The organism is Ensifer sp. 22521 (assembly GCF_052044795.1).
In the GTDB taxonomy this organism is placed as follows: domain Bacteria; phylum Pseudomonadota; class Alphaproteobacteria; order Rhizobiales; family Rhizobiaceae; genus Ensifer.
Genome location: NZ_JBQENM010000003.1, coordinates 108,758 through 123,976 on the forward strand (window position 1 = coordinate 108,758; position 15,219 = coordinate 123,976).

The window sequence follows — 15,219 nt, forward strand, 5'->3', positions numbered from 1 at the left end:
CCCTCACCCTATCCCTCTCCCCGCAGGCGGGGAGAGGGGACGTGCCACATCGGCCGGCCGAGAGTGCACATAGGCGGTCAAGAATGAACGGGACGGCGACGCATCTCCCTTCTCACGCAAGCGGGGGAGAAGGTGCCAGCAGGCGGATGAGGGGCGGACCCCGATCGCAGAAATCCAGAGAGGAACGACGATGGCGACACTTGCGACGTCTCAGCCAGGGGAAATCAGGACAGAGAAGGCATCCCGTCGCCGGGGCGCTCCGCGCGCGCTGGCCTCCCATCTCCAGGCAACCCCTCTCCTTTTGATCCTCGGCTTCTTCTTCGTGCTGCCGATCCTGACCATCATCGTCGTCAGCTTCTGGGACTATGACTTCGCCGGTCTCTATCCGGACTTCCTGACGATGAACTACGCCGATACGCTCGGCTCGTGGGTCACCTGGAAGACCTATCTCAACACGCTGAAATTCACCGTCCTCGTCTGGGCGCTGACGCTCTTAATCGGCTTCTGGGTCGCCTATTTCCTCGCCTTCCATGTCCGCACAACGACCATGCAGATGGTGCTGTTCCTCGTCTGCACCGTGCCGTTCCTGACCTCGAACATCATCCGCATGATTTCCTGGATCCCGGTGCTCGGCCGCAACGGCCTTGTCAATTCGACCCTGATCGAGCTCGGCCTGATCCCACAGCCGATCGAGTGGCTGCTCTACTCCGACTTTGCCGTGGTGCTTGCCATGGTGCATCTCAACACGCTGTTCATGGTCACTCCGATCTTCAATACGCTGATGCGGATCGATCGCTCGCTGATCGAGGCGGCGCGCGACTGCGGCGCTTCCGGCGGCCAGATCCTCTGGAACGTCATCCTGCCGCTCGCCAAGCCGGGCATCGCGATCGGCTCGATCTTCGTCGTCACGCTCGTCATGGCAGATTTCTCAACGGTGCAGGTCATGTCCGGCGGCCAGAGCGCCTCCGTCGCGCTGATGATGAAGAACCAGATGTCGCTGCTGCAATATCCGGCAGCGGCCGCCAATGCCGTGGTGCTTCTGATCGTCGTGCTCTTGATGGTCGCCGCGATCCTGCGCGTCGTCGACATCCGCAAGGAGCTTTGACATGAACCACGAGAGACGCGGCAAGGAATTCTACCTGCTCGCAACCTTCTTCACGCTGTTCGTGCTGTTTCTCTACGGCCCGCTGTCGGCCGTGCTGATCCTCTCCTTCCAGGGACCGGACGGCGGCCTGACCTTTCCGCTGAACGGCCTATCGCTGCACTGGTTCTACAACCTGTTCGAACGGCAGGCGGTCGGCGACTTCGGCGCCTCATTCCGGCGCTCCTTTACGCTCGGCCTGATGGTAATGGCGGTCAACGTCGTAGTCGCCCTGCTTGCAGGCCTTGCCTTCCGCCGACGCTTCCGCGGCGCAACCGCGCTCTTCTATCTCACCGTCGCAAGTCTCGTCGTGCCGTCGATCATCATCTCGCTCGGCATCGGCGTCGTCTTCCAGCAGTTCGGCCTGAAGCCCGCCTGGTACTCCTCCGGCTTCGGCGCGCATCTCACCTGGACGCTGCCTTTCGGCGTGCTCATCATGTTTGCGGTCTTCAACCGGTTCTCACCGGCCTATGAAGAAGCGGCGCGCGATCTCGGGGCGACGTCCTGGCAGACCTTCCAGCACGTTCTCCTGCCGATGATCGCGCCAAGCCTGATCGGCGTCGGCCTCTTCGGCTTCACGCTCTCCTACGACGAATTCGCCCGCACGCTGATGACTTCGGGCAGCTACAACACTCTGCCACTCGAGATCTACGGCATGACTACGAATGTGACGACGCCGGTGCTCTATGCGCTCGGCACGGTCACCACCCTCTTCTCCTTCACCATCATCCTCGTCGCGCTCGCAGTCATTCTGACCTTGCGACGCCGCCAGGCAAAGCTGAGCTAGGCTAGATGCGCATCCTGATCATCAATCCCAACACCACCGCGTCGATGACGGCCAAGGCAGCCGCGGCCGCTCGGACTGTCGCCAACCCTGCCACGGAAATTCTCGCGCGCACCTCCAGATCGGGACCGGCCTCGATCGAGGGGCATTATGACGGCGCCGTCGCCCTGCCGGGCCTGCTCGCCGAAATCCGCGACGGCGAGGCCGCAGGCGCCGATGCCGCGGTCATCGCCTGCTTCGACGACACCGGCCTCGAGGCGGCCCGTGCGCTCGCCCGCATACCGGTGGTGGGGCTCTGCGAATCCGCCGTCGCGACCGCTGCCATGCTGGCGCAACGTTTCACCGTGGTCACCACGCTCGAACGGTCACGGGTGCTGATCGAGAATCTCGTCCGGCATTACGGCATGGGCGACCGGGCAAGGGTCCGCGCCGCCAACATCCCGGTGCTCGAACTGGAGGACAAGGCATCAGACGCGCTCGCCAAACTCCGGCGCCAGATCGAGCTGGCGCTCAATCAGGATGGCGCAGAAGCGATCGTGCTCGGCTGCGCCGGCATGGCCGATCTCGCCCGGGCGCTCCAAGCGGACTATGACGTCCCTGTCATCGACGGCGTTTCGGCCGCGGTCAAGCAGGCGGAAGCACTCGTGTCACAGGGACTTATGACCAGCAAGCGCGGGGCCTATGCGTCGCCGCTCAGCAAGCCCTATTCAGGTTTCATGAGCGCGCTCGCTCCGACCCCGGCTTGAGGTGATGCCGACCTGGAATCGCCCACGACTGTCGCCAGCAGCGCATTCGATGCGTCGGCCTCGGCAATAATCCAATCGCGAAAAGCCTGGATCTTTTTCTGCCGCCTGCTGCTCTGCGGATAGACCAGCCAATAGGCGCGACCATCTCTTACCACATGGTCGAAGGGCCGGATGAGCCTGCCGCTCTTCAGTTCGTCCATCAGGAAGGTTGAAACGGCAATCGCGATGCCATGGTCGTTCAAAGTCGTCGTGACGTCCATCGCCTGGACGTCGAAGATCAGTTCGGTACCGTTGCTCGCCGGTGGCTCCACCCCGGTTTCGATCATCCATCGCCGCCACCAGCTGGCGTTGCCGAAGCGCCGTACACGCAGGACGTCCGAGGGATGCCTGAGCTGGTGCTTCTCCATGAAAGACGGCGTGCAGACCGGCATGTAATCGATAGGGAAAAGCGGGAACACGTCGTTGCCGGGCCAGTCGCCGTTGCCGCTGCGCACCACGAGATCGATGGCGTCACGCTTGAAGTCGATCAGCTCGGTCGACATGTGCACCCGGATGCTGATGTTCGGATGGGCCGTCTGGAACGAGGCGAGCCGCTGGCCGAGCCAGCTCGACACGACGGTCGGCAGCACGGAAATGTGCAGGTGGTGTTCGGTCTTGTCGGCAATCTCCGAGAAGGCCGCCCCGAGAAGGTCGATCGCTTCCGTCACCTTCGGCGCCAGCTGCCGCCCGGCCGCCGTCAGCCGAACCTCGCGCGGAAGACGAACGAAGAGCGGCGTGCCGATGCGCTCCTCCAACAGCCGGATCTGGTAGCTGACCGCCGCCTGCGTCATGCCGAGCTCGTCGGCGGCGCGGGTGAAGCTCAGATGTCTGGCGGCCGCTTCGAAGGCGCGCACGGCACTCATGGGAGGAATCTTGCTCATGGCCCTGACATAAGCATTCTTTATGCCAGCATGCGAGAAATCGCTTTGCGCGAAGCAGCAAAAATCCTCACTTTTTTCGCGAACACAACAGCAAAAACAAAGAGGATAGCAATGCTTAGCGCAGTGCGATCAACGATCCTTCATGCCCTGAACTGGGCCGGGAACGCGCTCAACCCGACCATCGACATCGATACGTTCAGCGAATTCCAGCTGAAGGATATCGGATTGACGCGGGATCACGAGACCGTCCGGGCGCACATCGGCGATATTGCCGATCCGTGGCATTGGCCGACGGACGGCAATCCGCGCAAGTCACCGCCCTCGTCGGAGCGGGATTGCGGCGACGCGCCGCAAATGGCAAGGGCTTCGCCTCGAGCCCAGCCCGGAGAAAACAAAGACGTAAGCATGTCGCTCTGCGATTGACGGAGCGCAGAGGCAAGAGACAGCGCAGTTGTCGTGATCTGCCACCTGCCAGCACGTGGACCGAATTCGGGAGAGATCCGGCGTGGCGTTTCTAAAAGCGACGTGCCGGAGCCTCTTCGCAAGTGATCGGCAACGGAGCGAGCGCCGGGCTCGAAGCCGAGAAGCTCTCCACCCACAGGTTTCGCCGCATCCCGTCGTTTACTCCTTGTTATCCACACGGCGAAAGAAATCACCTTCTCTCCCCGGCTTCAGGCACCTCGAACCTATTGACGCAGATTTGCGATGAACTACTATATCTAGTGTTCGAGGTTCTCTCGATTCGCAGGGATTGAGAGCTAAGACGGGAATACGGTGCGTCGGCGAGTTTTCGCCAGGCTATGCCGTAGCTGCCCCCGCAACTGTAGACGGCGAGCGACTGTCCGGAATTGGACCACTGAGGCATGAGGCCTCGGGAAGGTCGGGATGGAAGCTGAGACCCGTGAGCCAGGAGACCTGCCTCGAGCAATAAACGTCCACGGGCGGGGTGTCCGGAGGGGTTGAGTCCACTGCATGTTTCCTTAAATCGTCGCCGATTTAAGGATAAAAACATGCAGCAAATCGAAGTGCTACAGCGACCTTTGCGCGTCTGATAGGACGCACGGCGCTGTAGTGCGGCAGGATGAGCCTGCCTGATCGTCTCGACGTCTCCCCGGCAGCCTGTCGAAAGCTTCGGGGTGAAGTCATGCCCGCGTCATTGAAATTCTATCGCTCGCCAATCAAGAGGCGCGGTTTCCCGCGCAGCTGACGAAGAGGCATGCCCGGGCGTCCAGATCCGAGCGAGCCACAGCCATGACAGCCCTGCATTTCGCCGGATCGCGGCTGCGTGTCCGTGCACCTTCTCATGCTCTCATCCAGCCGACCAAACGAGGAAGAAATGAACGTTACCGTCTATAGCAAGCCCGCCTGCGTCCAATGCACCGCGACCTACCGGGCGCTCGATCGCCAGGGTGTCAACTACGAGGTCATTGATATCTCCATCGACCAGGACGCGCTCGAAACGGTCAAGGGCCTCGGTTACATGCAGCTTCCCGTCGTCGTCGCCGGACCCGAACACTGGGCGGGTTTTCGCCCCGACAAGATCAGCGCGCTTTCCTAGAGGAGACAGGCGGTGGGCCTGATCGTCTATTTTTCCAGCCGCTCGGAAAACACCCATCGCTTCGTCGAAAAGCTCGGCCTTCGCGCAGCGCGCATACCGCTCAAGGAAAGTAAGGCTTCGCTTACGGTTTCCGAGCCCTTCGTGCTGGTCGTGCCCACCTATTGCGGCGACGACGGCCGGGGTGCGGTGCCGAAACAGGTGATCCGCTTCCTCAACGATGCGGGCAACCGCTCTCACATCCGCGGCGTCATTGCCGCGGGCAACAGCAATTTCGGCGCGACCTATGGGATCGCCGGCGACGTCATCGCGGCCAAATGCCAGGTGCCCTACCTTTACCGGTTCGAGCTTCTCGGAACCGAGGAAGACGTCGCCAATGTCAGAAACGGGATGGAACGATTTTGGACGTCTCAACACTCGAACGCCCCCTGAAGGCGACGGAAGCGGCGCTGGACTATCATGCGCTGAACGCGATGCTGAACCTCTATGATGAAGAGGGGCGCATCCAGCTCGACAAGGACCGGCTGGCGGCGAAGCAGTATTTCCTCCAGCACGTCAACCAGAACACCGTCTTCTTCCATAACCTCAGGGAGAAGCTCGATTATCTGGTGACCGAGGGCTACTATGAACAGCAGGTGCTGGATCAGTATTCCTTCAATTTCGTCCGCGACCTCTACGACCACGCCTATGGGAAGAAGTTCCGCTTCCCGACCTTCCTTGGCGCGTTCAAATACTACACCTCCTATACGCTGAAGACCTTCGACGGAAAGCGCTACCTGGAGCGCTACGAGGATCGAGTCTGCATGGTGGCGATGACGCTGGCGCGCGGCAACGAACAGCTTGCCCGCGATCTCGTCGACGAGATCATTTCCGGCCGTTTCCAGCCGGCGACGCCGACCTTCCTCAATGCCGGCAAAAAGCAACGCGGCGAGCTCGTCTCCTGCTTCCTGCTGCGCGTCGAGGACAACATGGAGAGCATCGGCCGCGCGATCAATTCCGCATTGCAGCTCTCCAAGCGCGGCGGCGGCGTGGCGCTGTCGCTCACCAACATCAGAGAGATGGGCGCGCCGATCAAGCAGATCGAAAACCAGTCCTCCGGCGTCATCCCGGTGATGAAGCTCTTGGAAGACAGCTTTTCCTATGCCAACCAGCTTGGCGCCCGCCAGGGGGCAGGTGCTGTTTATCTGCATGCCCACCACCCGGACATCATGCGTTTCCTCGATACCAAGCGGGAAAATGCCGACGAAAAGATCCGCATCAAGACGCTGTCGCTCGGCGTCGTCATCCCGGACATCACCTTCGAGCTCGCCCGCAACAACGAGGACATGTATCTGTTCTCGCCCTATGACGTGGAGCGCGTCTACGGCGTTCCCCTCACCGAAATTTCGGTGACGGAGAAGTACCGCGAGATGGTCGAGGATGCGCGTATCCGCAAGCGGAAGATCAAGGCACGCGACTTCTTCCAGATCATCGCCGAGATCCAGTTCGAGAGCGGCTACCCCTACATCATGTTCGAGGACACGGTGAACCGGGCCAATCCGATTGCCGGCCGCATCACCATGAGCAATCTCTGCTCGGAAATCCTGCAGGTGAGCGAAGCGAGCGAATTCAACGACGACCTTTCCTACGCCCGCATGGGCAAGGACATCTCCTGCAATCTCGGCTCGCTGAACATTGCCGCGGCGATGGACAGTCCGGATTTCGGCCAGACGATCGAGACCTCGATCCGCGCGCTCACCGCCGTCTCCGAAATGAGCCATATCTCTTCGGTTCCCTCGATCGAAAAGGGCAATGACGACAGCCACGCGATCGGGCTCGGCCAGATGAACCTTCACGGCTACCTCGCCCGCGAGCGCATCTTCTACGGCTCGGAGGAAGGCATCGATTTCACCAACATCTATTTCTACACGGTGACCTATCACGCCATCCGCGCATCCAACCGGCTGGCGGTCGAGAAGGGCGTGACCTTCAAGGGCTTCGAGAACTCGAAATACGCGTCAGGCGAATATTTCGACAAATACACCGAAGCCGAATGGCTGCCGGCGACGGAGAAGGTGAAGGGCCTGTTCGAAGCGGCCGGCATCCGCATCCCGACGCAGGACGATTGGCTGGAACTGAAACAGGCGGTCACGCAAGGGGGCCTCTACAACCAGAACCTCCAGGCGGTGCCGCCGACGGGCTCGATCTCCTACATCAACCACTCGACCTCCTCTATCCACCCGATCGTCTCGAAGATCGAGATCCGCAAGGAAGGCAAGATTGGCCGCGTCTACTATCCGGCCGCCTTCATGACCAACGACAACCTCGAATATTACCAGGACGCCTACGAGATCGGGCCGGAGAAGATCATCGACACCTATGCGGCTGCGACCCAGCATGTCGATCAGGGCCTGTCGCTGACCCTGTTCTTCCGCGACACGGCGACGACGCGCGACATAAACCGCGCGCAGATCCACGCCTGGAAGAAGGGCATCAAGACCATCTACTACATCCGCCTTCGCCAGATGGCGCTTGAGGGCACGCAGGTCCAGGGCTGCGTTTCCTGCGCGTTGTAGCGCCGCGTTCCCATTAAGTGCCCCTCACCCTAACCCTCTCCCCGCCTGCGGGGAGAGGGTACCTGCCACACTGACGGCCCAGATTATGCGAGATGGCGCGGCATACACCTTCTCCCCGCAAGCGGGGAGAAGGTGCCGGCAGGCGGATGAGGGGCGTCCACGCCCGAGAGGACAACGAAATGAACATGCACACCAAGCCAGCAAACCGCATCCGCGCCATCAACTGGAACCGCATCGAGGACGACAAGGATCTGGAGGTCTGGAACCGGCTTACCGGCAATTTCTGGCTGCCGGAGAAGGTGCCGCTCTCCAACGACATCCCCTCCTGGGCGACCCTGAAGCCGGAGGAGCAGAAGCTCACCATCCGCGTCTTCACCGGCCTCACGCTGCTCGACACGATCCAGAACGGCGTCGGCGCTGTCAAGCTGATGGAGGATGCCATCACTCCGCACGAGGAGGCGGTGCTTTCCAACATCTCCTTCATGGAAGCGGTGCACGCGCGCTCCTATTCCTCGATCTTCTCGACGCTGTGCCCGACGCCCGATGTCGACGACGCCTATCGCTGGTCGGAGGAAAACGAGTTTCTGCAGAAGAAGTCGGCGCTGATCATGGAGCAGTATGCCTCCGCCGATCCGCTCAAGAAGAAGGTCGCCAGCGTCTTCCTCGAAAGTTTCCTGTTCTATTCCGGTTTCTATCTGCCGATGTACTGGTCGAGCCGCGCCAAGCTCACGAACACCGCCGATATGATCCGGCTGATCATCCGTGACGAGGCGGTGCACGGCTACTATATCGGCTACAAGTTCCAGCGCGGCCTGGAGAGGCTGACCGAGGAACGCCGGCAGGAAATCAAGGACTTCGCCTTCGACCTGCTGCTCGAACTCTACGACAACGAGGCCAAATACACGGAAGCCCTTTATGACGGCGTCGGGCTTACCGAGGACGTGAAGAAGTTCCTGCACTACAACGCCAACAAGGCGCTGATGAACCTCGGCTACGAGGCGCTGTTCCCGGCTGAGGCCTGCAAGGTCAATCCGGCCATTCTCTCCGCGCTGTCGCCAAACGCCGACGAGAACCACGACTTCTTCTCCGGTTCCGGCTCCTCCTACGTCATCGGCAAGGCGGTCGCGACCGAAGACGAGGACTGGGATTTCTGAGGAACCCCAGGCACCTGCGGGAACATGAAGAACCGCCCGAGGACATGATGTCTTTGGGCGGCTCCGCGCATCAAAGGGGTTCGTTATTCCGCCGCGACCACCCGGCTGCGGCCGATCGTTGCCTGCGTCAGCAGGAAGGCGGCAAGCGCGCAAGCCGCGATGGCTCCGGCCATCGGCAGGGCGGTTCCGTCGAAGAAGAAGCTTGCGACAACCATCGCGACGGCGGCGGTGACGAAATGCAGCGTGCCCATCAGTGCCGATGCGGTGCCGGCGATTTCGCCGTGGTCCTCGAGGGCCAGCACCGCCGATGTCGGGATCACCAGGCCGAGCACACCGTAGCCGACGAACAGGAAGGCGGCCATGACGGGCAACTGGTTGAAGCCGAGGCTCATGACGATGAACATGCTGGCCATGGTGAGCGCAAAGGCGGCGACGGCGAGGTGCATCACCCGCACCAGGCCGAAACGCTCGCCAAGCCAGCCGGTCGCCTGCGACACCGCGAAGAACGAAACGGCATTCATCGAAAAGGCAATGCTGTATTGCGTTGGCGTCAGCCCGTAATGGTCGATCAGCACGAAGGGCGAGTTGGCGAGATAGACCAGGAACCCGGAGATCCCGAGCCCGCCGATGAAGGTGAGCGTCAGGAAGTTGCGATCTCTGAGCAGCAGGCGGTAGGCGGCGAGTGCGCTCCCCAGGCTGCTATCGGCGCGGTCCTTTTTGGGCCGGGTCTCCTGCAATTGCGTCGACAGCAGGATCAGCCCGATGAAGGCGGCGATCATCACCGCATAGAATACGCCGCGCCAGCCGTAGAACTGGATCACCGCGCTGCCGGCCAGTGGCGCCAGGATCGGCGAAATGCTGAATACGAGCATCAAGAGCGACATCAGCCGCGCCGCCTGAACGCCGGTGTGCATGTCGCGGACGACGGCCCTTGGAATGACCATGCCGGCAGCGCCGCCAATGCCCTGCAAAAAGCGGAAGGCGATCAGGGTTTCGATGTCGTTTGCGAGCGCGCAGCCGACGCTGGCAACGGTGAAGAGGCCGATGCCGAGATAGAGCGGCGCCTTGCGTCCCCAGATATCGGAAAGCGGTCCGTAGAGGAGCTGCGAAATGGCAAAGGAAATGAAGAACGAGAGCAGACTGAGCTGCACGACGCCGGTTTCAGCAGCCAGGTCTTTGCCGATCGACGGCAAGGCAGGCAGATACATGTCGATTGCGAAGGGACCGATCGCCGAAATCAGACCGAGGACGATGGCCGTGCGAAGGAAGGACGCTGTCATGGCAATGATCTTTCAGAAATGGCGACAACGCTCCGGCACGAGGCCAGCATTGCTGCCGCCAGGATTGAAACTCGAAAAGATGACGGTCGTGCCAGGATCGAACGTTTGGGAGACGCATCCTGCGCTGACTACTTAGTCCATTAATTTGGACACAGCTGTAAAATTAGACAGCATTGTCTAAATCGTCAATGGGCTCTATCTTCGCTCTATGAAAAAACATGACTTCGCCTCGCCGGACCCCCGCGTGCAAAAAGGACAGCTGGCGAAACGCGTCTCGATCCTGGAGGCGGCAGCCGAGGTGTTCTGCCGGGAGGGCTTTTCCGGCGCGGCCATCGACGAGATCGCCGCCGAAGCCGGCGTGTCGCGCCAGACCATCTACAACCATTACCGCGAAAAAGAGACGCTGTTCATGGCGGTGATCCAGGACATTATGGATCGCGCCAATGGCATGCTGTTCTCCATCCTCGCGACGTTTCCCGAAAAGGCCGACAACCTCGAGGAAGAGCTTGCCGCCTTTGCGGTGCGCCTCAACAAGAGCTGCATCTGCAACCAGGACGCCAAGTTCATCCAGAAGCTGATCGCGACGGAGGGCAATCGCTATCCGCATCTGTTCCAGTTCTGGCGGGAACAGGGCCCGGGCAAGACCGACAGGGCGCTGGCGGCGCTTTTTGCCCGGCTCGCCCATTCAGCACCGCTCGACATCGATGACTTCGACCTCGCCGCCCGGCAGTTCATCGCGCTGATCAAGGCAGACTTGCAGATGGGCGGGCTTTTCGGCGAGGCCCCGAGCGAAGCGGAACTGGAAGTCAGCGCCCATCAGGCGGTCAGGACGTTTCTCCGTGCCTATGGCCGCGAGCGGAGAACGAGCGGTCTCGAAGCGCAACATTGATTTCGCGCACGATCGCCGCAGGGCTGTGCCCATTGCGACAGCCGCGCGCTCTGATGCGGCGGGAGAACTGAAGCTCAACCTGTATTGGGCAGCATCACCAGAGGCACGAATGCCTATCTGGTGATCCGAAAGCCGCTGACGTCTTCCGGCGCTTCGACGAACTCGGCAACGACCTTCGAAACCCATGCGGCCGGCGGCCCTTCATGCAGACGCTCGAGCATGAGGGTGATTGCCTCCTCCGGACCGCTGATCAGAGCGGCAACCGAGCCATCGGCTTCGTTTCGAACCCATCCGACGAGACCGAGCTTCTGCGCCTCGTCACGGGCCCAAACCCTGAAGCTAACGCCTTGTACCCGCCCGAGGATTCGGACCAACGCCGTCTTGCTGGTCTCAGACATGATCTCGTCTCCGTCACCGTTTGCCACGCTATCTGGCGCGAGGAGGGGCAAAGGCAAGTCATCCGCGCAACGAAGTTGGAGGGAGCCCTTGCGGCTGCTCAGCAGGCTGCGATGAACCGTGGGGAGGTATAGTAAATTTCCTCGGTATGCTTTTTATTTTTTGTTTGCGTATTTTTAAAAATTGACGCGCGCAAAGTTTCGTGGTTTTTACGCCCTCACCAAGACGGCGGTGGGAGGGCCTCGCCAGCTTGGCTGCACAACACCGAAGGCCCGCGCCGTTTCCAGGGAGGAAACCATGAACATGTCCCGCATTCTGAAATCGCTCGTCGCCGGCACGGCGCTCTCGCTCCTTGCCTCCACGGCCTTTGCCGACGGCATCGGCGCATCGCTGCTCACCCAGCAGCATCCGTTCTACATCGAGCTCGCCGACGCGATGAAAGCCGAAGCCGAAGCCAAGAACGTCAAACTTGAGGTCTCGATCGCCAACCAGGACCTCAACAAGCAGCTCGCCGACGTCGAGGACTTCATCGTCAAGGGCGTCGACGTCATCGTCATTTCGCCGGTCGACAGCCAAGGCGTGCGCGCCGCGATCGAGAAGGCCGAGAAGGCCGGCATCAAGGTGATCACCGTCGACGTTCCGGCCAATGGCGCCACCGTCACCTCGCATATTGGCACCGACAACTTCACCGGCGGCGTCAAGGCCGGCGAACTGATGGCCAAGGTTCTCGACAACAAGGGCAAGGTCGCCGTCATCGACTACCCGACGGTCCAGTCGGTGGTGAACCGCGTCAACGGCTTCAAGGAAGCGATCGCCAAGCACAAGGACATGGAGATCGTCGCGATCCAGACCGGCATCACCCGCGCCGAAGCGCTCGCCGCCGCCCAGAACATGCTGCAAGCCAATCCTGACATCACCGGTATCTTCGGCTTCGGCGACGATGCAGCACTCGCCGCTGCCGTCGCAGTCAAGGCCGCAGGCCTTGAATCCCAGGTCAAGGTCATCGGCTTTGACGGCATGAAGGAAGCCCGCGACGCCGTCGACACCAATCCGGTCATGGTAGGCGTCATCCAGCAGTTCCCGGACCAGATGGGCAAGCAGGCGGTCGACACCGCCGTCAAGGTCGCCGCCGGCGAGACCGTACCGGCCGAACAGCCGATCGTTCCCGGCGTCTACACCGCGAAATAAGTCCTCCCAGGACAGCCGCCGCCGCCGGGCGGCGGCAACCTCAGGAGTGAGCGCTCCGGCATATGGCCGGAGGCGCCTCGGCTCGCCCTTTGAGCGCGCGAATGGGACGCGCGGCGTCGTATGGAGGCCACCATGCATGGTTCGACCACGGACACCATCCTCGAGATCAGTGACGTCACCAAATCCTTCGGTCAGGTCGCGGCGCTGAAAAGCATGCGTCTCAAGGTCAGGCGCGGCCGGGTGCACACGCTGCTCGGCGAAAACGGCGCCGGCAAATCGACACTGATGAAGATTCTGGCCGGCGTGCACGAGGCAACTTCGGGCGTCATCACGCTTGATGGGCGCCCCTACCGGCCGGCCGATCCGCAGGACGCCGCAGCCCTCGGGCTTGCGATCGTCTTCCAGGAGCTCAGCCTCTGCAGCAACCTGACGGTGGCCGAAAACATTCTTGCCACCCGCGAGCCGCGCCGCTTCGGGTTCATCAACGACAAGGCGCTGGTCGCCAAGGCCCGCGCAATCGTCGCCGATCTCGGCCTGCCGATCGACGTCAGCGAGAAGGTCGGCAATCTCTCGATCGCCCAGCGCCAGCTCGTGGAGATCGCCAAAGGGCTGAGCCATGAGGCCAAGGTGGTCATTCTCGACGAGCCGACCTCGTCGCTCAGCGACAGCGAAGCCGAGATTCTGTTCGAGATCATTACCCGGCTGAAGCAACGTGGCGTCGCCGTCATCTACATCTCGCACCGCATGGAAGAGATCATGCGGCTCAGCGACGACATCACCGTCATTCGCGATGGCGAATATGTCTCCACCCATGATCGTGACGATGTCACCATCGAGGCGCTGATCGCGCTGATGGTCGGCCGCCGCATGGACGAGATCTATCCGCCGCCGGCCCATGAGCAGAAGGCGGATGCGACCCCGGTTCTTGCGGTCGACGATCTTACCCGTGACGGCGAGTTCGACGACATCTCCTTCGACGTCCGCCCCGGCGAAATCCTCGGCTTTTTCGGCCTCGTCGGTTCCGGCCGCTCCGAAGTGATGAACGCACTGTTCGGCATGAAGGCGGCGACCGGCACGGTTCGCTTCGAGGGGCAGCCGGTTCGTTTCCGCTCGCCGGCAGAGGCGATTTCGCGCGGCATCGGCTTCGTCACCGAAAACCGTAAGGAAGAAGGCCTCGTTCTCAGCCACAGCGTCGGCTGGAACATCTCGATGGCGGCCCTTGCCGATTTCACCGGACCGTTCGGCTTCACCCGCAAGCGCGCCGAGCGCGACGCCGCTGCCACCGAAGTCGGGCGGCTCGCCATCAAGACCCATTCACTCGACACGCCCTCAGGTTCGCTCAGCGGCGGCAACCAGCAGAAGATCGTGCTCGCCAAGTGGCTGCTGACGCGGCCCAAGGTGCTGATCCTCGACGAGCCCACCCGTGGCGTCGACGTCGGCGCCAAGTTTGAAATCTACAAGATCATCCGCCAGCTGGCGGCCGAGGGCACGGCGATCCTGCTGATCTCCTCCGAGCTGCCGGAGGTTCTCGGAATGAGCGACCGCGTCGTCGTCATGCACGAGGGCGTCGTCGGCGCGACCCTGTCCGGCGCCGACCTCAACCCGGAAACAATCATGGCGCACGCAACGGGATTCCAATCATGACACAGCAATCCGAGACCCAGGCCGCCTTCATGCGGGCGTTGAAACAATATGGCGGCATCCTTCTGTCGCTGGTGATGCTCTGCGTCATCTTCTCCTTCCTCAATCCGCGCTTCATGTCGGTCGTCAACTTCATGAACATCCTGCAGCAGGTGGCGGTGGTGGCGATCGCTGCCTTCGGCATGACCTGGGTGATCCTGCTCGGCGAGATCGACCTTTCGGTCGGCTCGATCATCGCAGTGGCCGGCATGGCTGGGGCGCAATGTTTCGCCTTCGGTCTCGGCTTCGCGCCGGCGCTGGTCGTCACGCTGCTGGCGGGTGCCCTGATGGGCATGCTGAACGGCGTGCTGACGGCGAAGCTGCTCTTGCCCTCCTTCATCGTCACGGTAGCGACGATGGGCATCTACCGCGGCATGGTCAGCCTGCCGACCAACGGCGCGCCGGCGATGATCGAGAATGCGACCTGGACCGCCATCGGCACGGAGAGCTTCCTCGGCCTGCCCATCATCATCTGGGTGGTCGCCGTTCTGTTCGTGGTCAACCACATCCTTCTGAGCAAGACGAGCTTCGGTCGCCGCGCCTATCTGACGGGCGGCAACCGCGAAGCGGCGGTCTATTCCGGCATCAAGGTCGACCGACTGAAGATCACCATCTTCATGATCTCGGGCGTGATGGCGGCGATCAGCGGCGTGCTCTTGTCCTCGCGCCTGTTCTCCGCTCAGACCAATGCCGGCATGAGCTACGAACTCGACGCGATCGCCGCGGCCGTGCTCGGCGGCACCTCGCTTGCCGGCGGCGTCGGCACTATGGTCGGCACGCTGATCGGCGCGCTCATCATCGGCGTCATGAACAACGGCATGAACATGCTGTCCGTCCCTTACTTCTACCAGCTCATCGTAAAGGGCCTGGTGATCCTGATCGCCGTTTGGCTCGACGTGCGCGCCAAGCAAGCAAAGCGCTGATCCTCCGA

General features: G+C 61.7%; 15 protein-coding genes and 1 riboswitch. Of the genes, 12 read left to right on the forward strand and 3 right to left on the reverse strand.

From position 1 onward, the window contains the following. The first annotated feature begins 190 nt into the window (after positions 1-190). The 3 genes from ACTJKE_RS04605 to ACTJKE_RS04615 are packed head-to-tail and all read left to right on the forward strand — an operon-like array spanning position 191 to position 2,671. On the forward strand, positions 191-1,105 hold the full coding sequence (locus tag ACTJKE_RS04605; protein ID WP_058329776.1) for an ABC transporter permease: 915 nt from the start codon (positions 191-193) through the stop codon (positions 1,103-1,105). A gap of 1 nt (position 1,106) precedes the next feature. Continuing rightward, the gene (locus ACTJKE_RS04610) at positions 1,107-1,928 is read left to right on the forward strand and encodes an ABC transporter permease (protein WP_058329775.1); all 822 of its coding nucleotides are present in this window, start codon (positions 1,107-1,109) and stop codon (positions 1,926-1,928) included. Between the two features lie 5 nt (positions 1,929-1,933). Further along, positions 1,934-2,671: an aspartate/glutamate racemase family protein gene (locus ACTJKE_RS04615; protein WP_440691263.1), complete on the forward strand. Its 738-nt coding sequence runs from the start codon at positions 1,934-1,936 to the stop codon at positions 2,669-2,671. On the opposite strand, the gene ACTJKE_RS04620 is transcribed toward ACTJKE_RS04615, so the two are convergent. After that, the gene (locus tag ACTJKE_RS04620) at positions 2,629-3,573 is read right to left on the reverse strand and encodes a LysR substrate-binding domain-containing protein (protein WP_057251812.1); all 945 of its coding nucleotides are present in this window, start codon (positions 3,571-3,573) and stop codon (positions 2,629-2,631) included. The two genes, ACTJKE_RS04615 and ACTJKE_RS04620, sit on opposite strands and share 43 nt — an antisense overlap. On the opposite strand from ACTJKE_RS04620, the gene ACTJKE_RS04625 reads away from it, so the two are divergent. The 5 genes from ACTJKE_RS04625 to nrdF all read left to right on the forward strand — a co-directional run bounded on the left by ACTJKE_RS04625 (position 3,535) and on the right by nrdF (position 8,855). After that, a complete protein-coding gene (locus ACTJKE_RS04625; protein WP_440660274.1) occupies positions 3,535-4,014 on the forward strand; it encodes a hypothetical protein in 480 nt (159 codons plus the stop codon). The genes ACTJKE_RS04620 and ACTJKE_RS04625 overlap by 39 nt on opposite strands. A 289-nt stretch (positions 4,015-4,303) precedes the next feature. Then, positions 4,304-4,528: riboswitch (cobalamin riboswitch) on the forward strand. A gap of 399 nt (positions 4,529-4,927) precedes the next feature. Continuing rightward, positions 4,928-5,149, forward strand: a complete 222-nt coding sequence (gene nrdH / locus ACTJKE_RS04630) for a glutaredoxin-like protein NrdH (protein WP_057251814.1) — start codon at positions 4,928-4,930, stop codon at positions 5,147-5,149. A gap of 12 nt (positions 5,150-5,161) precedes the next feature. Further along, positions 5,162-5,578 (forward strand): class Ib ribonucleoside-diphosphate reductase assembly flavoprotein NrdI, encoded by a 417-nt coding sequence (gene nrdI / locus ACTJKE_RS04635; protein ID WP_057251815.1) that lies wholly within the window; start codon positions 5,162-5,164, stop codon positions 5,576-5,578. After that, on the forward strand, positions 5,548-7,701 hold the full coding sequence (nrdE, locus tag ACTJKE_RS04640; RefSeq protein ID WP_440691265.1) for a class 1b ribonucleoside-diphosphate reductase subunit alpha: 2,154 nt from the start codon (positions 5,548-5,550) through the stop codon (positions 7,699-7,701). The genes nrdI and nrdE overlap by 31 nt, the downstream gene beginning before the upstream one ends. Before the next feature lie 179 nt (positions 7,702-7,880). Beyond that, positions 7,881-8,855: a class 1b ribonucleoside-diphosphate reductase subunit beta gene (nrdF, locus tag ACTJKE_RS04645; protein ID WP_057252101.1), complete on the forward strand. Its 975-nt coding sequence runs from the start codon at positions 7,881-7,883 to the stop codon at positions 8,853-8,855. An 83-nt stretch (positions 8,856-8,938) separates the two neighbouring features. Here nrdF and ACTJKE_RS04650 read toward each other — a convergent pair whose 3' ends face one another. Next, on the reverse strand, positions 8,939-10,135 hold the full coding sequence (locus ACTJKE_RS04650; RefSeq protein WP_440691267.1) for a multidrug effflux MFS transporter: 1,197 nt from the start codon (positions 10,133-10,135) through the stop codon (positions 8,939-8,941). Positions 10,136-10,343: 208 nt separating this feature from the next. On the opposite strand from ACTJKE_RS04650, the gene ACTJKE_RS04655 reads away from it, so the two are divergent. Next, positions 10,344-11,024 (forward strand): TetR/AcrR family transcriptional regulator C-terminal domain-containing protein, encoded by a 681-nt coding sequence (locus ACTJKE_RS04655; protein ID WP_440691269.1) that lies wholly within the window; start codon positions 10,344-10,346, stop codon positions 11,022-11,024. 113 nt (positions 11,025-11,137) lie between these two features. Here the strand turns inward: ACTJKE_RS04655 and ACTJKE_RS04660 are convergent, their stop codons facing one another. After that, positions 11,138-11,422: an acylphosphatase gene (locus tag ACTJKE_RS04660; protein ID WP_440691271.1), complete on the reverse strand. Its 285-nt coding sequence runs from the start codon at positions 11,420-11,422 to the stop codon at positions 11,138-11,140. A gap of 295 nt (positions 11,423-11,717) precedes the next feature. Here ACTJKE_RS04660 and ACTJKE_RS04665 point away from each other — a divergent pair, with 295 nt between their 5' ends. From ACTJKE_RS04665 to ACTJKE_RS04675, 3 genes are all read left to right on the forward strand, one after another. Then, complete coding sequence (locus ACTJKE_RS04665) at positions 11,718-12,608, forward strand: substrate-binding domain-containing protein (protein ID WP_440691273.1); 891 nt, start codon at positions 11,718-11,720, stop codon at positions 12,606-12,608. Between the two features lie 132 nt (positions 12,609-12,740). Continuing rightward, positions 12,741-14,252 (forward strand): sugar ABC transporter ATP-binding protein, encoded by a 1,512-nt coding sequence (locus ACTJKE_RS04670; RefSeq protein WP_440635650.1) that lies wholly within the window; start codon positions 12,741-12,743, stop codon positions 14,250-14,252. Continuing rightward, on the forward strand, positions 14,249-15,211 hold the full coding sequence (locus tag ACTJKE_RS04675; protein WP_440635648.1) for an ABC transporter permease: 963 nt from the start codon (positions 14,249-14,251) through the stop codon (positions 15,209-15,211). The genes ACTJKE_RS04670 and ACTJKE_RS04675 overlap by 4 nt, the downstream gene beginning before the upstream one ends. The last annotated feature ends 8 nt before the right edge of the window (positions 15,212-15,219 follow it).